Genomic DNA, 21,719 nt, shown 5'->3' on the forward strand with positions numbered 1-21,719 from the left:
CGGCGGCCTTCAGGTGCAGTCCGTCGCGGGCGGTCTTGCCGAAGCGGAAACGGGCGGCCGGACCGAGGACGGACACCCCCCACCCCGGCCCCGACTCACCCACCGGCCGCAGGCGCAACCGCAACCGGCCACCGCACCGCAACGGGCCGCCGCAGGCACCAACAGGGGCGCGGGGAACGGCGCGACCAACCACAACGAAACCCGCACGAAACGCCCACCCAAGCGCCGCAGGCTACGCTGCGAAGCATGACCCCCTCCGCCACCCCCGCCTACCGCCGCCTCAGCGTCGAGGAGCGCCGCAGCCAGCTGCTCACCGCCGCCCTGTCGCTGTTCGCGCACCGGGCCCCGGAGGAGGTGTCCTTGGACGACGTGGCAGAAGCCGCCGGAGTCTCCCGTCCCCTGGTCTACCGCTACTTCCCCGGCGGCAAGCAGCAGCTCTACGAGGCGGCGCTGCGCTCCGCCGCCGACCAGCTCCAGCTCTGCTTCGACGAACCGCGCACCGGCCCGCTGCTCCCCCGCCTCTCCCGCGCCCTCGACCGCTACCTCGCCTTCGTCGACGAGCACGACGCCGGCTTCAGCGCCCTCCTCCAGGGCGGCAGCGTCGTGGAGACGTCCCGCACCACCGCCATAGTGGACGGAGTCCGCCGCGCCGCCGCCGACCACATCTACCGTCACCTCGCCGTCCGCACCCCCGGCCCCCGCCTGCGCATGACCGTCCGCATGTGGATCACCGCCGTGGAGGCGGCCTCCCTCATGTGGCTCGACGACGACAAGCAGCCCCCGGCCGCCGAGCTGCGCGACTGGCTCGTGGAGCAGTTCGTCGCCGCGCTCGGCGTGACCGCGGGGCGCGACCCGCAGACCGCGGACGTGCTCGCCGCGCTCTCCGGGGATGTCTGAGACTGGTGGCGTGAAGAGCGAAGACACCCCCTTCGAGGGCGGCCCCATGGACGGCCGGGTCCTGCCCGTGCTCGTCGGCCCCACCGGCCACCCCCCGAAGACGTACCGCATCCCGGTCCCGGACGCCGCCGGCGGCCCGCCCACCGTGCTGGTCTACCGCCGGGTCCCCCGCGGCCACAGCAAGCGCCTCAACCTGACCCAGGGCTGGAAGTACACCTTCGACCCCGCGGGCGACGCCCGCACCGGCCGCCTGCGCTGGCCCTGGTCGAAACCCGCGCCCCGGCCCCACCACACGCCACACGCAACGTCGGACTCCGCGCCGGACGCCACGCGAGGCACCACGTCGGACGGCACGCGACGCATCACGCCAGACGCCGCGCGAGGCACCACGCCAGACGCCGCGCCGGACGGCAACCCGCACGACCCGGACGAGTGACACCCTTGCGCCGGTCCGCGCACACCCGGCGCGCGCACCTCGCGGATCCGTCCCAGGCTGCCGGTGCGGAGCAGAGGGGCTGCCCCGCACCGGAGGTGATGACGTGTCAGGAAAGCTGCTGCGTCTCGTCGGTACGACGATGGCGGTGGCGCAACTGGCGCTGGCGCCGGCCCATGCCGCAGCCGTACCCGACCCCCAGCCACAACCACCCGCGGACGCACCGCGACAACCACCCGCAGACACGGATGACGCGCCCGCGCCCCCACTGGCCGCCGAAGGGGCGCCGGAGTCCCTGCCCACGCTTCTGACGCAGCTTCAGACGCTGTACCAGCAGGCGGAAGTGGCCACCGAGGCCTACAACGCCACCGAGGAGGCGCTGAAGAAGAAGCGCGCCGAGGTGGCGCGGCTGGACACCGCCCTGGCCAAGGCCCGGCTGTCCCTGCACGCCGGCCGCGGCGCCGCCGGCCGGCTCGCCCGGCAGCAGTACCAGAACAGCAGCGACCTCTCCCCGTACCTGCGCCTGCTGCTCGCGTCCGACCCCGAGCACGCCATCGACGAGGGCCATGTGATCGGCCGGCTGGCACGCGAGCGCGCGCAGACCATCGGCCGCCTCACCGGCAGCGAACGCAGGGCCGCGGACCTCGCCCGCCGCGCCCGTACCGCCCTCGACCAGCAGCTGACGCTCACCGAGCGGCAGAAGAAGCAGCGCGACGACGTCCGCCGTCGCCTGTCCGACGTCGAACGGCTCCTCGCCTCCCTGACCGCCGACCAGCTGACCGCCCTGACCGCGCTGGAGCGCACCGGTGCCGCCGAGGCGCAGCGCAGCCTGGTCGCGTCCGGCGCGCTGGACGGTGACGACAAGCCGCCGTCCACCGGGGGCGAGCGCGCCGTCCGGTACGCGGAGCGGCAGATCGGCAAGCCGTACGCGTGGGGCGCCGAGGGCCCGGCGTCGTACGACTGCTCGGGCCTGACCTCCCAGGCCTGGCAGGCCGCCGGTACACCGATCCCGCGCACCAGCCAGGAGCAGTGGGCGCGGCTGCCCCACGTCCCGCTGCGCACGCTGCGCCCCGGCGACCTGGTGGTCTACTTCCCGCAGGCCACGCATGTGGCGCTGTACGTGGGCGGCGGGAAGGTGGTCGAGGCGCCGCGCACCGGCGAGAAGATCAAACTCTCCCCGATCGCGGCCCACCCGATCCTGGGAGCGGTACGCCCGGACCCGAAACCACTCCCGGCGAACCCGCCACGCCCCCTGCCGACCCCGAAGGAGCAGGCACCCCCGGCCCCGAAGGAGCAGGCACCCCCGGCCCCGAAGGAGCAGGCACCCCCGGCCCCGAAGGAGCAGGCTCCTCCGGCCCCGAAGAACCCGGTCCTCCGTCCCCCGGAGAAGCCGACCGCCCTCTGACAGGCCGCATCGCCCGGACCGGCCCGAAGCGACCCCCGGCCGGCTGATCGTCGGCCGGCCGGGACCAGCCGCAAGCCGCCCGACAGCCCCCGGCCCCGCATCGGCCCGGCCTCAGGCCGACGAACCCTTGGACTCAGTCTTCTAGTGGTCGTTGAGGTAAAAGTGCCCGGACGCGTGGTCGGGGACTTCATTCAGCCACACGTCGACCTCGATTTCAGCACCCTCGGGGAGGTCGTATGCACCCCCCTGCGAAGCGCTGGCACTGGCGCACGATCCGACCCCGCCCCCCGCCTTGAGTTGGTAGCGGTGGATCCATTCGTTGGTTGTGCGGTTGTAGTAGGAGACGTCGACGAGGGGGGTTACCCCGTCAGCTGCCGTGTCACAGACCTGGACGATGTCGCCGTGCTCCTCGACGTAGACCGTGCCACCCTGCTTGGCGTCTGTGGTGGTCCACGTGTGGTCCCAACCGCCCGCAGGCGGGTCGACCGTCGCGGACGCCGACGTCGCGCCGGCGAGTGACCCGCCGGCGACGACAACGGTGGTCACGGCCAGGGCTGCGAGCTTTTGGCGCATCTTGATCCCCTTCTCGACATGTCCGCGAACCGACTCTCGTCAGCCTCCGCGAAGTTGACCTTCGGACGCGAGACTAAACGGCCCCGTGTTCTGTGACATCGGCGGGGTGCCTGCACGTTCAGCCCGTTGTCGACCCGAGCGCCCTTTCCAGGGCGGGGACGCCGTGCCGGTAAACGTGGCCCGGCGGATCGTCAGCGGCGATGCTCTTGTAGGTCGCCCCGGGCGTGGACTCGTACAGGGCCACGGCATCGGCCTTGAACTCGTCCGAGTAGCCCTTCATCGCCGCGTATCGAGAGGCTGGGCGCGAAAAACACCAGCGGCCCCGGAGAGGTTGTCTCCGGGGCCGTCTGTGGGCCGTGCGGGGGCGGCCGACGTCGACCGGCAACGACAGACGACGACAGCCTGAGCCCAGGTCAGAGGGCCGTCAGGCGCCAGAGATCGAGGCCAGGTAGGCGGCCGTCTTCTCCGGCTCGTAGAAGAAGTTCTCGAAGTCGGCCGGGTCGTTGAACGCGTTCGCGAAGCGGTCGGCCGCCGGCTGGAGCTGGCCCGCGGCGCCGATGAGGTTCAGCACGTGCTCGGGCGGCGGCGCCAGCATCGCGTTGGTCCACTTGACGACGTGCTGCGCGGTCTGCCAGTAGCGGTCGAACGCCTGCTGCATGAAGTCCTCGTCGAACGGCTTGTCACCGTGCTCGAGGATGGCGGCCAGGTAGGCGGCCGCGCACTTGGACGCCGAGTTGGAGCCCTGTCCGGTGATCGGGTCGTTGGCGACGACCACGTCGGCGACGCCGAGCACCGCGCCGCCGCCGGGCAGGCGCCCGATCGGCTTGCGCACGGTCGGCGCGTAGCGGCCGGCCAGCGTGCCGCCCGCGTCGGTCAGCTCGACCTTGGTGGCCCGCGCGTACTCCCAGGGGGTGTACCGCTCCATGAGTTCCAGGGTCAGGGAGAGGTGCTCCGCCGGGTCCTTGACGCCCTTGAAGACGTCGAGCGGGCCGCCGGGTATGCCTTCCCAGAACAGGATGTCGGCGCGGCCGGAGGTGGTGAACGTCGGCATGATGAACAGCTCGCCGACGCCGGGCACCAGGTTGCAGCGGACCGCGTCGAACTCCGGGTGCTCCGGGCGCGGGCCGAGGCCGTGCACGTACGCCACCGCCAGCGCGCGCTGGGGCTCGGTGTACGGGGAGCGGGAGGCGTCGCGCTCGAACATCGACACCAGTTCGCCCTTGCCGGCGGAGACCAGGACGAGGTCGTAGGCGCGGGAGAAGTAGTCGAGGTCGGAGACCGCCGCGCCGTGGATGACGAGCTGGCCGCCGCGCTGTGCGAAGGTCTCCATCCAGCCGGCCATCTTCACCCGCTGGTCCACCGACTGCGCGAACCCGTCGAGCCGGCCCACCCAGTCGATGGCGCGGGCCGCCGGACCCTCGGCCCAGGAGCCGGGAGCCGCCACCGAGACGCCGAGTCCTTCGATCTTCGGGGCCTGGGACTCCCAGAAGTTCAGCTGGAGGTCACGCTCGTGCTGGAGTGCCGTGTGGAACATGCACTGCGTGGACATGACCCGGCCGGAGCGGATCTCGTCCGCCGTCCGGTTCGACATCAGGGTGACCTCGTAGCCGTGCGCCTGCAGGCCGAGGGCGAGCTGGAGGCCGGACTGCCCGGCCCCTACGACGAGTATCTTCCGCATGCGGGGATGTCTCTCCTAGATGGACTTCTCGGGTCCGGTCGGACCCCTCGGTACCGGTGGGACTACTCGGGGGTTTCCTCGAGCGTGTGGGCCACGAGGGCGAGGAGCGTCTCGATGACCGAGATCCGGCGCCGCGCGTCCATGATCATGACAGGTATGTGCGGAGGAATCGTGAGGGCCTCGCGCACGTCCTCGGGCTCGAACAGCTCCGTGCCGTCGAAGTGGTTGACCGCGACGACGTACGGCAGCCCGCAGCTCTCGAAGTAGTCCAGGGCGGGGAAGCAGTCCTTCAGCCGCCGGGTGTCGGCCAGCACGACGGCGCCGATCGCGCCGCGCACCAGGTCGTCCCACATGAACCAGAACCGCTGCTGTCCCGGCGTGCCGAAGAGGTACAGCACCAGGTCGTCGTCGAGCGTGATGCGGCCGAAGTCCATGGCCACGGTGGTGGTCAGCTTGCCGGGCGTGGCCGTGAGGTCGTCCGTCTCCTGGCTCGCCTCGGTCATCAGCGCCTCGGTCTGCAGCGGCGTGATCTCCGAGACGGACGTGACCAGGGTGGTCTTGCCGACGCCGAAGCCGCCCGCCACCACGATCTTCGTGGCGATGGGGGCCCGGGTGCGGTCCGTCTGCCAGGACTTCAGCTCCTCGTCGGGCTCGGCGACGCGGGCCGCCTCGGCGAACGGGGAGACGCCACGAGCGGCGTCAGAGACGACGGAGTCCACTCAGCACCCTTTCCAGCAGCGCGCGGTCCGGCCGGCCCGTGCCGTGGCCGGTGCCCGTTCCGTACACGCGGATCTTTCCCTGGTCCGCGAGGTCGCTCAGCAGGACGCGGACCACACCGAGCGGCATCTTCAGCAGCGCGGCGATCTCGGCCACCGTGCGCATACGGCGGCACAGTTCGACGATGGCCCGCATCTCCGGCATCACGCGGGTGGTGAGCGTACCCTTCGTGATCTCCTTGCGCTCCTCGGGGGCGTCCAGCGCGGCCACGAACGTCTCGACGAGCAGCACGTGGCCGAAGCGGGTACGGCCGCCGGTGAGCGAGTAGGGGCGCACACGGGCGGGTTTGCGGTCGCCGCCGCGCACCGGCAACCGGCCCTTCGCGGCGTGGGACATGCTGCTCATCGCTCGCTCCCCATCGAGGAGGACTCCAGGGATTTACGCAGTTCGCTGCGGAGTTCGGGGGTCAGCACATGCCCGGCGCGGCCCACGAACAGGGCCATGTGGTACGCCACGACGCTCATGTCGCACTCCGCGGAGCCGTGCACGCCGAGCAGCGAGCCGTCGCTGATCGACATCACGAACAGGCTGCCTTCCTCCATGGCGACCATCGTGTGCTTGACCGCGCCGCCGTCCATCAGCTTGGCCGCGCCGATGGTGAGGCTGCCGATGCCGGAGACGATGGTGGCGAGGTCGGCGGCGGAGCCGCGGGGGCCGGTGGTCCGGGTGGCCTGCTGGGCCTGCCTGGCCTCGTCGTTGCGGTCCTGGTCGGAGGAGAGCAGCAGCAGGCCGTCGGAGGAGACCACGGCGACCGAGACGATGCCGGGGACCTCCTCGACGAGGTTGCTCAACAGCCAGTGCAGGTTGCGGGCTTCACTGCTCAGACCGAAGGTACTGGGCGCGGTCAACTGCTTGCCTCCTCGACTGTGCCCCCCGTGGCGTCTTGTGTAGGTCGTCGCTCCGCGGGCTGCGCCGCGGATGTCCTGGTCTGGCCCGTCTGCTCGGCGATCTCCGCCTGGGCGTCGCGGTAGCCGGCGGTGGCGCCCTGGCGGAAGCCGCCGAGCCGCCGGCGCAGGGCCTCGGCGTCCACGGACTTGGTCCGGGGGCGCTCCGCCTGGGCGGGCGCGGTGATCTTCGGGGTGCGCTTGGGGAGGCCCTTCGCGGTGTACTGGTCCTCCTCGTCCGCGGTGCGCTCGTGCTCCGCCTCGGCCTCGGCTGCGCCGTCAGCGGGTTCGTCGCCGTCGGCGGCCACGGCTTCGGGGGCGGCCGGCGCCGGCGCGCTTTCGGACGCGGGCGCGGGGGCCGTCTCCTCCGACTTCGGGGACGGGATCAGCAGCTCCATCGTCATCTCGGCGGGAGACTCCGCGGGCACCGCGGCCGGCGATACGGCGTCCTCGGCCGGCGTCGGCTCGGCGACCGGCGCCGGTGTTGCGGTCTGCGCCGGTGCCGCGGTCTGCGTCGGCTCCGCGGCCTGCGTCGGTGCCGGCTCCTGGGCCGGCGCGTCGCCCGGCGCCGGCTGCTGCGCCGTGTCCTGCTCGGACGCGCGCTCCCCGGCCTGCGCCCGCTCCCGGTCCCGTACCGCCTTCTCCGCGAGCGCGACCAGGCGGTCGCCCTCGCTCGTGCGGCCGTGCAGGACGTTGGAGTTGGCCTCGGCGTCGGCGCCCGGCAGGGAGAAGCTCTGGGTGGTGCTCGCGGTGTGCGCGGGCGGGGCGACCGCGGCCGGCGGGGCGGCGGCCAGCAGCGACTGCGGCAGGACGACGACCGCTGCCGTGCCGCCCTGCTTCTGCTCGCGCAGCCGCACCCGCACGCCGTGCCGGTGGGCGAGGCGGGCCACGACGTAGAGGCCGAGGCCGAGACCCTCCTCGCCCTCCTGGTCGTAGGGCGTTTCCGGGTCGAAGGCGGTGAGGCGGGCGTTGAGCCGCTGCATCCGCTCGTCCGTCATGCCGATGCCCTCGTCCTGGACGGAGAGCATGACCTCGCCGTTCTCCAGCAGCCAGCCGGAGACCTCGACGGGCACGTCGGGCGGGGAGAACGCGGTGGCGTTCTCCATGAGCTCGGCCAGCAGGTGGGAGAGGTCGTCGGCGGCGAATCCGGCCACGTGCGCGTGCGGCGGGAGGGCCGCGATGCGGACGCGTTCGTAGCGCTCGATCTCGCTGACGGCCGCGCGGACGACGTCGACCAGCGGGACGGGGCCCGCGTGCTGCTGGACGTGCTCGGTACCGGCGAGGACGAGGAGGTTCTCGCTGTGCCGGCGCATGACCGTGGCGAAGTGGTCGAGCTTGAACAGGGTGGCGAGGCGGTCGGGGTCCTGCTCGCGCTCCTCCAGGCCCTCGATGACGGCGAGCTGACGCTCCACCAGGCCGAGCGTGCGCAAGGCGAGGTTGACGAAGGTGGAGCCGATGCTGGTGCGCACCTTGTCGAGCTGGGCGGCGGACTCGGCGAGTTCGGCGCGCAGTTCCTCGCGGGCGTCGGCCATCTTCTGCCGCTGGCCGACCAGGTGCTTGCGGTCGGACTCCAGGGTGCCGACGCGCTCGGCGAGGGCGACGGCGTGCGCGTGCAGGGCGTTGACGGAGCGGACGACCTGGGCGAACTCGTCGTTGCGGCCGGTGAACTTCACCGGTTCCTGCGTGGCCGGGTCCTCGGCCTCGGCCAGGCGGGCCGAGCCGCGCCGCAGCACCGACAGCGGGCGGGTGAGGCTGCGGGCCATGGCGGTGGCGATGCCGACGGCGAGCAGGATCAGCGCGCCGAGGACCGCGATGCGGATCTCCAGCGCGGTGACGTCGTCGTCGCGCAGCTGCTCCAGGGCCTTGGTGCGGTGCTCGTAGAGCGCGGCCTCCGCGCCGCGCATCAGCTCGATCCGCGCGGACAGGGCCGCGTCGAGTTTGCGGGCGGAGGTGTCGAGCTCGTCGTCGTCCAGGGCGGGCTGGTCGGTGAGGCGGGCGAGGTACTTCTCGGCGGTCGTGGTCTCCGGTCCGGTGACCGTGGAGTCGTACGACGACACCGCCTGCCGGGGCGCCGACTCGTGGAAGTCGGCGAGGGCCGCGTCGGAGCGCAGCCGGGCCTGCTGGGCGGCGGCGGTGAGCGCGTCGCGCTGCTTGGCGGCGGACGAGGAGGAGTCCGAGCCCGTCTCGGGCAGGCCGGTGACCGGGTCGACGGTGTTCTGCGTGCCACCGGGGACGTTGAGCGCGGCGACCAGCAGGCCTCGGGTGGCGGCGGCCTGCTGGACGGCGGAGTCCAGCTCGGCGAGGGCGTAGGCGCCGGAACCGGCGCGCGGCGGGCTCTGCTGCGCGAGCTGCTCGGTGAGCCGGTGCAGTTCGGTGATCGCGGCGGAGTACGCCTGGTGGGCCTCGAGCGCGCCGCTGCGTCCGGTGAGCGCGGCCCGGCGGACGGCGGCGATGCCGTCGAGGTCGGCGCGCAGGGCGGCGGGCAGGTCGGTGTCGGCGCGCAGTTCCTCGACCTGCCGGTCGACGCGGGCGCTGCGCTGCTCGTCGGGCGCCTTCGCCTTGGGACGGCCGGCGGCGACGTACGAGGTGACGTCGTCGCGTTCGTCGGCGAGGGCGTGGGCGAGGGTCAGCGCCTCCTGGGTCTGCCCGGCGAGGGTGACCAGGTCCTGGGTGTCCTTCAGCTGCCCGGAGGCGGCGATGACGGACGGGGCGCCGGCGCCGGCGATGGCGGCTGCCACCACCGCCACGGCGACGATCAGCCGATTGCGGACGTGGGTGGGGCGGCCCTTGCCGACGACGGGGGGCTGTGCGCCCCCTTCGGGGGCCGACTGCCTGCCTGTGCGCCGAGGCCGCGTCTTCTGCACCGGTGCTCGCATTCCTGTACTCGTGTAGCCATGGGACCGGATGACACACCGTCAATCGGCGCGTGCGTCCGGTACGGTTCCCGACCCTCCCAGTGCCGGTGGGCAGCGGGCGGGCATCATCTGCCCCGCCACCCGAAGGAGTGAACATCGGGGACGAGTTGGCGGGCAAGTTCCTCTGGCGTGTGCAGCGCCCTTGCGCGGCGGGCCGGTTGGACGTCTGCGGCGCGCTTTGGCAGGATTCGCCGCCACGCCTCGGCGGAGTGAACCATTCCCTCCCAAAACCGGCGGCGCGGCGGCGCCGGTACGGCGAACCCGCGATGTTTGCCAGCCGTTCGCGGAGCATGTGAAGGGCTCGTGCAGACTGGCTGGATGCGTACGGAACTCGTCTCGGAACCCGGTGATCCGATCCGCCCCAACGAGGACTTCGCCGGCATCGGAGTACCCGCTTCCGGACAGGGCGGGTCGCTCGTCGTCCTGGACGGGGTGACGCCGCCCCGGAACGGGGACACGGGCTGTCTGCATTCGGTCCCCTGGTACACGGCCCGGCTCGGCGGAGCACTGACCGAACTGACCGTTTCGCTCCTGGATGTTCCCCTGGCGGAGGTCCTCTCCCGCGCCATCGCGCGTACCGCCGCCGCACACGCCGGGACCTGTGACCTTTCTCACCCGCGGACCCCGCAGGCAACCGTGGTCGTGGCGCGCTGGTCCGCGGCCCTCGTCGAGTACCTGGTGCTGTCCGATTCCGCGCTGCTGGTGCACTCCCCGGCGGGCGCGGTGACGGCGGTCCTGGACGACCGGCTGGCCCGGCTGCCGCGCGCCGCGCTGGCCACGGACGAGATGATCGACGCGCACCTGCGCAACAAGGAGGGCGGCTTCTTCACGGCGGCGGCCGACCCCTCGGTGGCCGGCCGCGCGGTCACCGGCTCCCTGCCGCGCGAGGAGGTGAGCGCGCTGGCCGCGCTGACCGACGGGGCGACGCGCTGGGTGGAGAAGTTCCGCGAGGGCGACTGGGCGGACTGCCTCAGGCTGATCCAGAAGGAGGGCGCCCAGGCCCTGGTGGCCCGCGTCCGCTCCCTGGAGCGCGCGGACGCGCAGGCACGCGTCCGCCTGGGCGGCAGCAAGACCCACGACGACGCGACGGTGGTCTACGCGGAGTGGTGACCCCCGGCCGCACCGCCGGCCGTGACGGCGGTCCGCGCGGGGTGGTCCCCCACGGAGACGCCGCCCGTCCGCGCGGAGTGGTCACTCACGGAAACGTCCACCCGTCGTGACGGCGATCCGCGCGGAGTGGTCACCCATGACCCCGCAGCCGTCGGCCGTATCCGAAGGCGTGGGCGTCACTTCTCCATGCCCCGGTTCAGCTGGTGGAGCAACCGGGCCAGTTCGGCCACCTCGCGGCGGTTCCAGTGGGCGAGCTTGCTGACGTAGCGGGCGCGGCGGGCCTCGCGGACGCTGCCCACCCGGCGGTGGCCCTCCTCGGTGAGGTGGACCAGCCAGGCGCGGCCGTCGGCCGGGTCGGGTTCGCGGGCCACCAGGCCCAGCTCCTCCAGGGCCCGCAGCTGACGGGACATGGTGGCCTTGCCGACGCCGATGTAGGCGGCCAGTTCGGTGGCGCGCTGCCGGCCGCACTCGTCCAGCCGGACCAGCAGGCCGTAGGCGGCCGACTCCAGGTCCGGGTGGACCTCGCGGGCCATCTCGCCCTGGCTCGCACGGGCCCGGCGCAGGAAGACCGTCAGCTCGCGTTCCAGCGCCAGGAACTCCTGGTCCACACCATTCGGCGTCGCCCCGGGTTCGTCCCGATGCTCCGCGCCGTTCGCGTCCTCGTGCACGTCAGTCCCCTGATCCGGTTTCCCGATCCTGAAAGTTTCCGCCAGGCGCCCACCATCGCCGCAGCTTGGTCAGTATTTCGCAGGGCTAGACCAACGGCGGCGTCCGGACCCCTTCCCTCCATACGGTCTACGTGCGTAGCTTCTTTTACCAGGCCCCTGACTGGCATGCCCACGCCAGTCACGATCGGGCCACCTGTGCAGCACGTCGTCCAGCGTTCCCCACCGACGTCCAGCGTTCCCCACCGACGCCTTCGGAGGCACGTCATGCCCGTGCACAGACCCGGTTCCGCACGCCCCCGCCTGCTCGCCTCGCTCGCGGCGGCCGGCCTCGCGGTGCTCTCCCTCGCCCTGCCCGCTTCCGCCCGGCCGGCCGACGTCCCCGCACGCGGCTCCGCCTACATGGGCATGGGCGTCCTGGCCCACGACGGCAGCAGCGGCACGCCCAGCACCGGTGACGCCGCCCAGACGGAGGGCGTCGACGTCTCCGGCCACCAGGGCAACGTCGCCTGGTCCACGCTGTGGAGCAGCGGCGTGCAGTGGTCGTACGTCAAGGCCACCGAGGGGACGTACTACACGAACCCCTACTTCGCGCAGCAGTACAACGGCTCCTACAACGTCGGCATGATCCGCGGCTCGTACCACTTCGCGACGCCCGACACCACCAGCGGCGCCACCCAGGCCAACTACTTCGTCGACCACGGCGGCGGCTGGTCGCGCGACGGCAAGACCCTGCCGGGCGCCCTCGACATCGAGTGGAACCCCTACGGCGCCGCCTGCTACGGCAAGACGCAGAGCGGGATGGTCACCTGGATCCGCGACTTCCTGAACCAGTACAAGGCCCGCACGGGCCGCGACGCCGTCATCTACACGGCGACGAGCTGGTGGACCCAGTGCACCGGCAACTACGGCGGCTTCGCCACCACCAACCCGCTGTGGATCGCCCGGTACGCCACCGATCCGGGCACGCTGCCGGCCGGCTGGGCGTACTACACGATGTGGCAGTACACCTCGTCCGGCCCGACCGTCGGCGACCACGACAAGTTCAACGGGGCCTACGACCGGCTCCAGGCGCTGGCCAACGGCTAGCGCACACCCCGCGCCGACGGCCTGCGCGCGCTGCGTGCCGGCGACGGCGGCCGGGTACGGGTCGGGCCCGGGCCTCCCTCACGGGGCCCGGGCCTTCCCTCGTCCGGTCGCGTCCGTCACCGCGCGGCCGGCGTCCGAGCGGTCGCGTCCTCCCCCAGTGCTCGACGCCTGGGAGGACTCCCTACGCCGCGACCGGAACCTCCGGCGCCGCCTCGCTCGTGGCGGGCGCGAGCGCCAGCTCCAGGACCTGCCGGACGTCGGTCACGGCGTGCACGTCCAGCGTGTCCAGCACCTCGGCCGGGACGTCGTCCAGGTCGGGCTCGTTGCGCTTGGGGATGATCACCGTGGTCACCCCGGCGCGGTGGGCGGCGAGCAGCTTCTGCTTCACGCCGCCGATGGGCAGCACCCGGCCGGTCAGCGACACCTCGCCCGTCATCGCCACGTCGGTGCGGACCAGACGCCCGGAGAGCAGGGACGCCAGGGCCGTCGTCATCGTGATGCCGGCGCTCGGGCCGTCCTTGGGGACCGCGCCCGCCGGGAAGTGGATGTGCACGCCCCGGTCCTTCAGATCGCCCACCGGCAGTTCCAGTTCGGCACCGTGGCTGCGCAGGAAGCTCAGCGCGATCTGCGCGGACTCCTTCATCACGTCACCGAGCTGACCGGTGAGGGTCAGTCCGGCGGCGCCGGTCTCCGGGTCGGCCAGGGACGCCTCGACATAGAGGACGTCGCCGCCGGCGCCGGTGACCGCGAGGCCGGTCGCCACACCGGGGACGGCGGTGCGGCGCTCGGCCGGGTCCTGGGCGGACTCGGGCACGTGGTGCGGGCGGCCGATCAGGTCGCGCAGAGCGTCCGCGGTGACCGTGAACGGCAGCTCGCGCTCCCCCAGTTCGTGCTGGGCCGCGACCTTGCGCAACAGACGGGCGATGGAACGCTCCAGGGTGCGCACCCCGGCCTCACGGGTGTACTCGCCGGCCAGCTTGCGCAGGGCGGCCTCGTCGAGGGTGACCTCGTCCTTGCTCAGCCCGGACCGCTCCAGCTGCCGCGGCAGCAGGTGGTCGCGGGCGATGACGACCTTCTCGTCCTCGGTGTAGCCGTCGAGACGGACGATGTCCATGCGGTCCGCGAGCGCCTCGGGGATGGCTTCCAGGACGTTGGCGGTGGCGAGGAAGACGACGTCGGACAGGTCGAGCTCGACCTCCAGGTAGTGGTCGCGGAACGTGTGGTTCTGCGCCGGGTCGAGGACCTCGAGCAGGGCCGCCGCCGGGTCGCCCCGGAAGTCGGAGCCGACCTTGTCGATCTCGTCGAGCAGGACGACCGGGTTCATGGAGCCGGCCTCCTTGACGGCCCGCACGATCCGGCCGGGCAGCGCGCCGACGTAGGTACGGCGGTGACCGCGGATCTCGGCCTCGTCGCGCACACCGCCGAGGGCGACGCGGACGAACTTGCGGCCCATCGCGTGGGCCACGGACTCGCCGAGGCTCGTCTTTCCCACGCCGGGCGGTCCTACCAGGGCCAGCACGGCACCGCCGCGGCGGCCGCCGACGACGCCCAGGCCGCGGTCGGCGCGGCGCTTGCGCACGGCCAGGTACTCGGTGATGCGTTCCTTGACGTCGGTGAGTCCGGCGTGCTCGGCGTCCAGGATCGCCTTGGCGCCCTGGATGTCGTAGGCGTCCTCGGTGCGCTCGTTCCACGGCATCTCGAGGACCGTGTCGAGCCAGGTGCGGATCCAGGAGCCCTCGGGCGAGGCGTCGGAGGCGCGCTCCAGCTTGTCGACCTCCTTGAGTGCGGCCTCGCGGACCTTCTCGGGGAGGTCGGCGGCCTCGACGCGGGCGCGGTAGTCGTCGGACTCCTCGCCCTCGGTCTCGCCGTTCAGCTCGCGCAGTTCCTTGCGGACGGCCTCGAGCTGGCGGCGCAGCAGGAACTCGCGCTGCTGCTTGTCGACGCCTTCCTGGACGTCCTTGGCGATGGTCTCGGCGACGTCCTGCTCGGCGAGGTGGTCGCGCAGCTGCTGGGTGGCGAGCTTGAGACGGGCGACCGGGTCGGCGGTCTCGAGCAGTTCCACCTTCTGCGCGGTGGTGAGGAAGGGTGAGTAGCCGGAGTTGTCGGCGAGCGCGGAGACGTCGTCGATGGCCTGGACGCGGTCGACGACCTGCCAGGCGCCGCGCTTCTTCAGCCAGGAGGTGGCGAGCGCCTTGTACTCCTTGACCAGTTCCTGGACGTGGCCCGGCACGGGGTCCGGCTGCGTCTCGTCGAGCTGCGTGCCCTCGACCCACAGCGCCGCACCGGGGCCTGTGGTGCCGGCGCCGATCCGGACGCGGCCGCGGCCGCGGATCAGGGCACCGGGGTCGCCGTCGGCCAGCCGGCCGACCTGCTCGACGGTGCCGAGGACACCGGTGCTCGCGTAGGTCCCGTCGATGCGTGGCACGAGCAGGACCCTGGGCTTTCCGGCCTGGGAGCCGGCGGCGGCCTGCGCGGCCTCCACCGCGGCGCGCACCTCGGAGTCGCTCAGGTCCAGCGGAACCACCATCCCGGGCAGCACGACCTCGTCGTCGAGCGGCAGCACAGGGAGGGTGAGCGATGCGGACGTCGAAGCCATGATCTCCCTTTCGGCAGTCAAGTTGAGTTGTATCGACTCAATGCTTGGGCGCCGCGGGATGTTCCCAGACAGGTGTTCGCTGTGAGCGATCAAGGAGTGATGCGGGCTCACGGGCCCCGGGGCTGGGGTGATCGCCGGGAGCGGGGTGGTCCCCCGGGGGCGGGGTGATCCCCCAGGTGGGCGGGTCGCCCCCCGGGGGGGCGACCCCCGGGGCCCCGGAGTGGTCACCGGGGAGCGGGGGTGATCAGCGGGCCGTCAGTGCCGGGTGCGGCTCACCGCGCGGCGCAGGCGGGGCCATGTGGCGATGCCGATGGTCAGCGCTATCGCGTGACCCCAGCTGGTGAGCGGGTCGTAGGAGGACAGCAGGTCCTGGCCGACGATCAGCGCGACCCAGGCCAGCAGGGGCCAGCGCAGCCAGGGCGTCAGCAGCCCGGCCAGCGCGCCCACACCGGCGGCGACACCGAAACTGATGCCGTAGTCGAGGCGGTGCAGCGAGGTGTCCGGCAGCTGACCGGTGGCCACCGCGACGCCGACCGGCACCTCGGTGGCCAGCGTCGCCAGCACGTGCCCGCACAGGAAGACCCCGGCCGCGCGCAGACCGCCCACGCGCCGCTCCAGCGCGGTCAGGACGAGCAGAAAGCCCAGCGTGTACGGCGAGAGCACCCCGCCGGCGATCCACAGCGCACTGCCGACGAGCACCAGCACGGGGTGGCGCACCAGGTGCGCCACATCCGTACTGGATCCCTGCTGCAGCGCCTGCACGACGGCGGGGTCGGCGTACGTGGCGACGAGCGAGGTGACGGCGAGGACGACGGCGTAGGCGAAGGTGAAGGGGGTCGCCCGCGGAGTGGGCAGCAACCGAGTGGGCAGCAGCCGCCAGGGGCGTACCGGTCGCAGCCGGTCCTGGGCGGCCGGCGCGGCCTCGGCGGCAGCGGCCGGCGGTGCGACGCGTGCCTGCGGGTCCTGGCGCCGGGACTGGCCGGGCATGCCGTCCAGCAGGTGCGCGAGGTCCGGCAGACCGTCCGGAAGGGGCGCGTCGGCGGGTGCAGTGTCGATCCTCGCAGTGCGTTCCACGGTGAGGCGCTCCTTCCGTCACCGCCCACCTTTCGGGTTCCGCCTGCCCACTGTCTGTGATCCACGCCACGCGTGACCGGATTCTCAGCAACCTCTCAACGTTCTTACGCGTCCGCCGACCGCGGCGCTTCACGGGCGCAGCAGCGTCACCTCCCGGGCATGGGCGGCCTGTGTGGCCGGCGACCAGTCGCCGGTGCAGTACACGGACGCCTCGCTGATCGCGCCGTCGCGGACGTCGGCGCGCATCAACTCACGGCAGTACCAGCGGCCCTGTTCGTCCTCCCACTGCTCCTCGAACTCCAGGACGAGCCCGGTCGGGGTGGTGTCGACGCGGTGACGCGGGACGGTGCCGAGGAAGGGGTGGCTGCGGCGGCGGGCGGCGACCAGCTCCTCACGGCCACGGGTCTGCAACCGCCACTGCGGCAGGCTCAGGTCGAGCAGGACGTCATCGGTGAACAGGCCCTCGGGTGCGGTGTTGGTCCGCAGGAAGCGCACGAAGAGATCGGCGAGTTCCTTGGCGCGTGCCGGGCCGGGCGCGGCACTCATGACGTCACCCGGGTCGCCTGTGCGAGGTTGCGGCCGACGACCTCCATGGTGCGTGCCAGCTCGGCGGTGGGGCTGAACTCGACGGTCTCGGTACCGGCGAAGAGCAGCGGGAGGTGGCCGGGAGCGCCGTAGTAGGCGTCGCCCGCGTGGAACACCTCGTCGTGGTCGGCGTACCGGAAGACGACCTTGCCGGTGAGGACCTGGCCCCAGTGCGGGCACGGGCAGCGGTCGCCGGGCAGCCCGCGGAACAGCGGAGCCGGGTCGAGATCCTGCTTCATCGTCTCGTAGCCGACGGTGTACGGGCCGACCTCGGCGTACCGGCCCTCGATGACCGGTTCGTCGACGCGGAGTACGGCCTCGGCCTTGGTGGTGCGTGGCATGGTGTCCCGCCTTCGGATCACCGCCGTACGTCTTGTCGTACGACGTCGTCACCGAGCAGGCGTGAGATCGGCCGGCACGGTGTGCGACGCGGCCTCACAGTCGCCAGGCGGGGGCGTTCTCGGGCTGGTAGACGCACAGGGTGCCGGTGCGCACGGCGCTTGCCAGATGGCGCCCCAGCTCGGGGTGGACGGCGGCCACCCGGCGCACGGCGGCGTGGATGCGCGCGGTCACGGCGGTCCTGGCGCGCTCGGCGGGCGAACCGGAGCGGCGGACGCGGCCGCCGATGCCGTACGCGGCCGACAACTGCCCGACGAGAGCGTCCCGCTCGACGGCGACCCGCTGCGACCATCCGGCATCCCCGGCGGCGTCCGCCTCCTCGGCCTCGGCCTCCAGCTCACGCAGCCTGCGCCGGTAGGCGGCCCGGGCGGCCGCGTCGACGATCTCGCCGGTGTCGCCCTCGGGGTGGAGGCCGTCGGGGGCGCCGCCGCGGCGCGGACCCGCGGGCGTGGCCAGCTCGACGGCCGGGACGGGCGTTCCGGGCCGGGCGAGCAGCACGGCGATGTCCCGCAGCCCCTTGCAGTCGGCCACCCGCGCATCGTGCCCGGCGTACCGGAGATACCAGAGCGGGCCTTCCCTGACGAAGGACGCCGGGCCGCCGTCGGGGCCCGGGCGGCCGGCGGCGTCCGGGGGCGGCGCCCCCGTGTCCGCGTCGGCCCCGCGCCCGGCGACCGGCTGCCCCGCCTGCGGGGGCGGCACCGCGGCACCTCTCTCCCGGGCCGGAGCCGGCACCGCCCCCGTGTCCGCATCCGCTCCGCGCCCGGCGGCCGGCTGCCCCGCCTGCGTCGGCGGCACCGCAGGACCTCCCTCTCGGGCCCGTAGCTCCTCCGTCGCCGTGTCCGTGTCGGCCCCGGACCGCCGCGCCCCCGTCGTCGGCCGCGGCGCGGGGTGTCCGGCCCGGGCCGGGGGTGCCTCCTGGGCGATCCGGTCCGCCAGGCCCACGGCGCCGGCGGCGCGGGCCGACGACAGGGCGCGGTCGTGGTGGAGCCGGGCCGCGGCCAGGTCGCCCAGGGCGGTGGCGAGCAGCGCCAGGTGGCGGTCGACCGGGCCGCGTACCGCCGCGCCGATGCCCTCCACGACCCACAGGCCCGCGCAGGGGCCGAGCAGGGCGTGGAGCCGGGCCGCCGCCGGATGCGTGCCCAGGTGGCCCACCGTCTCCGCGGCCTGGGCCAGCATGGGCAGCCACTCGCTGTCGCGGGCGGCACCGCCGAGCCGGGGCGCCACCGCCGACAGCCGGCGCGCGGCCTCCTCCAGGCGCCCTGCCTGCGCCGCGAGCAGCGCCAGCGAGACGCGGGGCCACAGTCCGGGCAGCCGGTCCAGCGGCGGCATGTCCGCGACGAGCCGCTCGACCGCCTCCCGGTCGCCGGTCTCGGTGTACAGGCACCAACGCTGGGTGCCGGCCAGCAGCGCGGCGTTGGAGCTGCCGGCCGCCCGGCCGACGGCCTCGGTCTCCTCCAGGGCGGCCGCGCAGTCGTCGTACCGGCCCTCCAGCAGGGCCCGCGCCCCGCGCCACAGCGGCACGTACCAGGTGTACAGGGGCCGCCGCAGCGGTCGTACGGCCGTCTCGTAGGCGAGGGCCTCCGTGTCCGCGTCGGCGAACGCGCCGGTCTCCAGCAGGGCGAGCAGCCGGTGCCGGTGGCCGAGCAGTTCCAGGACCGGGTCGGGGAGGGCGCGGGCGACGCCGACGATCTCGGCGGCCAGTGCCATCCGCTCGCGGCAGTGGTCGGGCCCCGGGCGGGCGTCGCACAGGGCGGCGAGCGCCGCTCCGAGGGTCGCCGGGTCCCCCGCCGCACGGGCCTCGCGGACCGCTTCCTCGGCGCGGGCGAGGCGCCGCGCCTCCGGTTCCACCAGGGCCGAGGCGAGGGACAGGCGGGCGGTCACGGCGGCGCGCAGCGCGCTGGGGGCGGGGTCGGCGGCGAGGGCGGCGCGGGCCTCGGTGAGCAGGTCCAGCTGCTCCCGGTCGGTGAGGTCGATCTCGAAACCGACGGGGCCGGTGCCCAGACCGAGGGCGGCGCGGGCGAGCAGGTCGGGCCGGCCGGCCTCCCGGGCGAGCCGGGCGGCCCGCAGCAGCGCGTCCCGTGCCGTCTCCCACTGCCCGGCCCCGAACCGGGCGGCTCCGAGGCCGATCAGCACGTCGACGAGCGCGACACCGTCCCCACCGACCACGCCGACCACGCCGTCCCCACCGACGCCGTCCCCGCCGCCCACGCCGTCCCCAACGACGCCGTCCCCAACGACACGGCCGAACCCGGCGTCCCCACCGGCCCCGCCGTCCCCGGTGTGCGCGGCGCCGCCGCCCGTGCCCGCCTCCGTCAGGCACTGCGCGGCCCGCTCGTACCAGCGCACCGCGTCCTCGTAGGCGTAGAGGCGCTCCGCCTGCCGGGCCGCCTGGTGGGCGTAGGCGGCGGCCTGAGCCTCGTGGCCGGGGCCGGCGCGCAGCAGGTGGTGGGCGACCTCGGCGGGGGCGGTGTCGCGGCCGCGGCGGGCGTGGCCGGCCAGGACGGCCGCGGCGGTGCGGTGCAGGGCTGCGCGCTCGCCGGGCGCGACGGTGTCGTGGACGGCCCCGCGGAGCAGGTCGTGGCGGAAGGCGCCGCTGCCGGCGTCGGGGTCGGTGGTCAGACCCGCGCCGGCGGTCTCGGCGAGCAGCGCCCGCACCTCGTCCGGCGGCACTCCCGCGGTCTCGGCCAGCGCGTCCAGCCGGAAGCGGGTGCCGAGGACGGACGCGACGGCCAGCAGCCGCGCGGCAGGCGGCGTGAGCTCGGCGAGCCGCGCGGTGACCGCGGCCCGTACGGCGACGGAGGAGCCCCCGGGCACCCCACCTGCCGGCGTCCCCGCCGCCGGCGCGTCCCAGCCGCCTGCCCGCAGCAGCTCCGTGACGAAGAAGGCGTCCCCGCCGGTGCGCCGTACCAGGGCGCGCACGGCGCCGGGGTCCGCGGCCGTGCCGGTGGCCGCCGCCACCAGCGCGGCGACGTCCTCGTGCGGCAGGGGGCCCAGCGGCAGGGTGCGTCCGCGGCGCAGCAGCTGGGCGCGGGCCCAGGCCCGGTCGCGCCAGGCGGTGTCGTCGTCGCGGGCGGTGGCGAGCAGCAGCACGGGCGCGCAGCGGGCGGTGTCGGCGCTCTCCAGCAGCAGGCGCAGCGAGGAGGCGTCGGCGGCGTGCACGTCGTCGAGGACCAGCAGCAGGGGGCGCCGGGCGGCGGCCGTGGTCAGCAGCTCCGCGACGTCTCCGGTGAGCCGCAGCCGCGCCGTCTCGGGGTCCGCGCCGTGCAGCGCGTCGGCCGTGGCGCCGGACAGCAGGGCCCGCAGGGGCGGGGAGGCCGCGGCCAGCCTCCCGCACCGCACGTCGGCCGCGACGAGCGGGCGCAACAGCCGCGCCCAGGGGCGGAAGGCGGTCGTGGCGGTGTCCGGCGGGCACCAGCTCCACAGGGTGCGCACGCCGTCCGCCCGGGCGGCGGCCTCCTCGGCGGTACGGGTCTTGCCCGCGCCGGCCGCCCCGGTCAGCGTGACGAGCGCGCCATGTCCGGCCGCGGCCCTCTCCAGCGCGCGGCGCAGCTCGAACAGCACGTCCGCGCGTCCCACGAACGGGTATTCCGCGACCACGGTCACAGCCCTTCGCCGCACCGCCCCCACCCGCTTCCGAGCGTAGGCGCGCCCCCGCGCCCGCCGCGAGCGCGGCCCGGTCGCGGCCCTGGCCCGGGCCGGCGCCGGGGGTGTACCGGGAGCGCCGCGCGGGGCTGTACCTGGCGCGCCGCCGGGCGCCGTACGTGCGCGCCGTGCGGGGCGTTGCCCAGGGAGCGCCGCGCGGGGCGCCGAACGCGCACCGGTAATTCCGGTTACCGCAAAGCCACGTTCATGCAGGATGGGGTCCATGTCCACGACGTACGACAGTCCTGAGGTCCTGGACCGCCGCGAGGGTCCCTACGGCGAGGTCGTGCTGCGGCGGCACGGCGAGCTGCTGCAGATCATCGCCAACGGATGCTTTCTGATGGACACCTCCGACGGCCGCAGCGAGCGGCTGCTGGTCGACGCCGCGCTGGAAGCCCTCTGCGACCGCCCCGCGCCGCACGTGCTGATCGGCGGGCTGGGCGTCGGCTTCTCGCTGGCCCATGCGGCTGCGAATTCGCGGTGGGGCCGCATCACCGTGGTGGAGAGGGAATCGGCCGTCGTCGACTGGCATCGCGACGGTCCGCTCGGCGAACTCTCCCGTGCCGCACTGGCCGATCCGCGCACCGAGATCGTCCACGACGACCTGGTGGACTACGTCAATGAGACATCCGCCACGTTCGACGCCCTGTGCCTGGACATCGACAACGGGCCCGGCTGGACCGTCACGGACGGCAACGACGGGCTGTACTCACCGGCCGGACTGGCAAGCTGCGCAAGGGCGTTGAGGCCCGGCGGAGTGCTGGCGGTGTGGTCCGCCCAGCCGTCTCCGGAATTCGAAGAAACCTTGGGGAATGTCGGGTTCCAGCAGGTGCGTACGGAAGAGATCCCCGTTGCCCGAGGCGTTCCCGACGTCGTGCACCTCGGGATCCGACCTGAATAGCAAAGCCGTGGTGACTCCCCGTACGCTGCTTCCCTGACGCGGATCATTCAAGCGTCAATCGCAGTCACGCGCAGACCAAGGGATCACCCCACTGAT

The 21,719-nt window shown here is 73.8% G+C and carries 17 protein-coding genes and 2 pseudogenes; 6 read left to right on the forward strand and 13 right to left on the reverse strand.

What is annotated here, in order from left to right:
- The first annotated feature begins 246 nt into the window (after positions 1–246).
- The 3 genes and pseudogenes from AB0E88_RS17330 (at position 247) to AB0E88_RS17340 (ending at position 2,735) form a co-directional block, all read left to right on the forward strand.
- Positions 247–897, forward strand: a complete 651-nt coding sequence (locus AB0E88_RS17330; RefSeq protein WP_361630970.1) for a helix-turn-helix domain-containing protein — start codon at positions 247–249, stop codon at positions 895–897.
- Positions 898–907: 10 nt separating this feature from the next.
- Positions 908–1,174, forward strand: a pseudogene (locus AB0E88_RS17335) (hypothetical protein); the annotation flags it as partial.
- 262 nt (positions 1,175–1,436) lie between these two features.
- A complete protein-coding gene (locus AB0E88_RS17340) occupies positions 1,437–2,735 on the forward strand; it encodes an NlpC/P60 family protein (protein ID WP_361630973.1) in 1,299 nt (432 codons plus the stop codon).
- Positions 2,736–2,876: 141 nt separating this feature from the next.
- Here the strand turns inward: AB0E88_RS17340 and AB0E88_RS17345 are convergent, their stop codons facing one another.
- From AB0E88_RS17345 to AB0E88_RS17375, 7 genes and pseudogenes are all read right to left on the reverse strand, one after another.
- Positions 2,877–3,308, reverse strand: coding sequence for a hypothetical protein (locus AB0E88_RS17345; RefSeq protein ID WP_361630976.1), 432 nt, complete (start codon positions 3,306–3,308; stop codon positions 2,877–2,879).
- A 190-nt stretch (positions 3,309–3,498) separates the two neighbouring features.
- Positions 3,499–3,588: pseudogene (locus AB0E88_RS17350) on the reverse strand (transposase); the annotation flags it as partial.
- Positions 3,589–3,732: 144 nt separating this feature from the next.
- On the reverse strand, positions 3,733–4,986 hold the full coding sequence (locus AB0E88_RS17355) for a styrene monooxygenase/indole monooxygenase family protein (RefSeq protein WP_361630979.1): 1,254 nt from the start codon (positions 4,984–4,986) through the stop codon (positions 3,733–3,735).
- Between the two features lie 62 nt (positions 4,987–5,048).
- A complete protein-coding gene (locus tag AB0E88_RS17360; RefSeq protein WP_361630982.1) occupies positions 5,049–5,705 on the reverse strand; it encodes an ATP/GTP-binding protein in 657 nt (218 codons plus the stop codon).
- Positions 5,686–6,099 (reverse strand): DUF742 domain-containing protein, encoded by a 414-nt coding sequence (locus tag AB0E88_RS17365; protein ID WP_361631349.1) that lies wholly within the window; start codon positions 6,097–6,099, stop codon positions 5,686–5,688. The genes AB0E88_RS17360 and AB0E88_RS17365 overlap by 20 nt, the downstream gene beginning before the upstream one ends.
- A 5-nt stretch (positions 6,100–6,104) precedes the next feature.
- The gene (locus AB0E88_RS17370) at positions 6,105–6,611 is read right to left on the reverse strand and encodes a roadblock/LC7 domain-containing protein (protein WP_361630985.1); all 507 of its coding nucleotides are present in this window, start codon (positions 6,609–6,611) and stop codon (positions 6,105–6,107) included.
- The gene (locus AB0E88_RS17375; RefSeq protein ID WP_361630988.1) at positions 6,608–9,511 is read right to left on the reverse strand and encodes a nitrate- and nitrite sensing domain-containing protein; all 2,904 of its coding nucleotides are present in this window, start codon (positions 9,509–9,511) and stop codon (positions 6,608–6,610) included. Before AB0E88_RS17375 ends, AB0E88_RS17370 begins: the two co-directional genes overlap by 4 nt.
- A 369-nt stretch (positions 9,512–9,880) precedes the next feature.
- On the opposite strand from AB0E88_RS17375, the gene AB0E88_RS17380 reads away from it, so the two are divergent.
- Positions 9,881–10,672, forward strand: coding sequence for a protein phosphatase 2C domain-containing protein (locus AB0E88_RS17380; RefSeq protein WP_361630991.1), 792 nt, complete (start codon positions 9,881–9,883; stop codon positions 10,670–10,672).
- A gap of 176 nt (positions 10,673–10,848) precedes the next feature.
- Here AB0E88_RS17380 and AB0E88_RS17385 read toward each other — a convergent pair whose 3' ends face one another.
- Complete coding sequence (locus tag AB0E88_RS17385; protein ID WP_361630994.1) at positions 10,849–11,340, reverse strand: MarR family transcriptional regulator; 492 nt, start codon at positions 11,338–11,340, stop codon at positions 10,849–10,851.
- 264 nt (positions 11,341–11,604) lie between these two features.
- On the opposite strand from AB0E88_RS17385, the gene AB0E88_RS17390 reads away from it, so the two are divergent.
- Positions 11,605–12,426 carry a lysozyme gene (locus AB0E88_RS17390; protein ID WP_361630997.1) on the forward strand — a complete coding sequence of 274 codons (822 nt, stop codon included), beginning with the start codon at positions 11,605–11,607 and terminating at the stop codon, positions 12,424–12,426.
- Positions 12,427–12,607: 181 nt separating this feature from the next.
- Here AB0E88_RS17390 and lon read toward each other — a convergent pair whose 3' ends face one another.
- The 5 genes from lon to AB0E88_RS17415 all read right to left on the reverse strand — a co-directional run bounded on the left by lon (position 12,608) and on the right by AB0E88_RS17415 (position 20,677).
- Entirely contained in the window at positions 12,608–15,022 is a 2,415-nt protein-coding gene (gene lon / locus AB0E88_RS17395) for an endopeptidase La (protein WP_361631000.1), read from the reverse strand.
- A gap of 255 nt (positions 15,023–15,277) precedes the next feature.
- A complete protein-coding gene (locus AB0E88_RS17400) occupies positions 15,278–16,096 on the reverse strand; it encodes a rhomboid-like protein (protein ID WP_361631003.1) in 819 nt (272 codons plus the stop codon).
- Positions 16,097–16,225: 129 nt separating this feature from the next.
- On the reverse strand, positions 16,226–16,642 hold the full coding sequence (locus AB0E88_RS17405) for a hypothetical protein (protein ID WP_361631006.1): 417 nt from the start codon (positions 16,640–16,642) through the stop codon (positions 16,226–16,228).
- Positions 16,639–17,022: a hypothetical protein gene (locus AB0E88_RS17410; protein WP_361631009.1), complete on the reverse strand. Its 384-nt coding sequence runs from the start codon at positions 17,020–17,022 to the stop codon at positions 16,639–16,641. Before AB0E88_RS17410 ends, AB0E88_RS17405 begins: the two co-directional genes overlap by 4 nt.
- Positions 17,023–17,116: 94 nt before the next feature.
- A complete protein-coding gene (locus AB0E88_RS17415) occupies positions 17,117–20,677 on the reverse strand; it encodes an AAA family ATPase (RefSeq protein WP_361631012.1) in 3,561 nt (1,186 codons plus the stop codon).
- Between the two features lie 268 nt (positions 20,678–20,945).
- On the opposite strand from AB0E88_RS17415, the gene AB0E88_RS17420 reads away from it, so the two are divergent.
- Positions 20,946–21,623 (forward strand): spermidine synthase, encoded by a 678-nt coding sequence (locus tag AB0E88_RS17420; RefSeq protein WP_361631015.1) that lies wholly within the window; start codon positions 20,946–20,948, stop codon positions 21,621–21,623.
- Positions 21,624–21,719: the final 96 nt, after the last annotated feature.

This window comes from Streptomyces sp. NPDC028635, from assembly GCF_040637635.1.
In the GTDB taxonomy this organism is placed as follows: Bacteria; Actinomycetota; Actinomycetes; order Streptomycetales; family Streptomycetaceae; genus Streptomyces.

Bases quoted from the DNA above. Each gene is read 5' to 3' on its own strand.
- AB0E88_RS17390 (WP_361630997.1), top strand. From the start codon at position 11,605: ATGCCCGTGCACAGACCCGGTTCCGCACGCCCCCGCCTGCTCGCCTCG.
- lon (WP_361631000.1), bottom strand. From the start codon at position 15,022: ATGGCTTCGACGTCCGCATCGCTCACCCTCCCTGTGCTGCCGCTCGAC.
- AB0E88_RS17405 (WP_361631006.1), bottom strand. From the start codon at position 16,642: ATGAGTGCCGCGCCCGGCCCGGCACGCGCCAAGGAACTCGCCGATCTC.
- AB0E88_RS17410 (WP_361631009.1), bottom strand. From the start codon at position 17,022: ATGCCACGCACCACCAAGGCCGAGGCCGTACTCCGCGTCGACGAACCG.
- AB0E88_RS17355 (WP_361630979.1), bottom strand. From the start codon at position 4,986: ATGCGGAAGATACTCGTCGTAGGGGCCGGGCAGTCCGGCCTCCAGCTC.
- AB0E88_RS17420 (WP_361631015.1), top strand. From the start codon at position 20,946: ATGTCCACGACGTACGACAGTCCTGAGGTCCTGGACCGCCGCGAGGGT.
- AB0E88_RS17345 (WP_361630976.1), bottom strand. From the start codon at position 3,308: ATGCGCCAAAAGCTCGCAGCCCTGGCCGTGACCACCGTTGTCGTCGCC.
- AB0E88_RS17380 (WP_361630991.1), top strand. From the start codon at position 9,881: ATGCGTACGGAACTCGTCTCGGAACCCGGTGATCCGATCCGCCCCAAC.
- AB0E88_RS17330 (WP_361630970.1), top strand. From the start codon at position 247: ATGACCCCCTCCGCCACCCCCGCCTACCGCCGCCTCAGCGTCGAGGAG.
- AB0E88_RS17365 (WP_361631349.1), bottom strand. From the start codon at position 6,099: ATGTCCCACGCCGCGAAGGGCCGGTTGCCGGTGCGCGGCGGCGACCGC.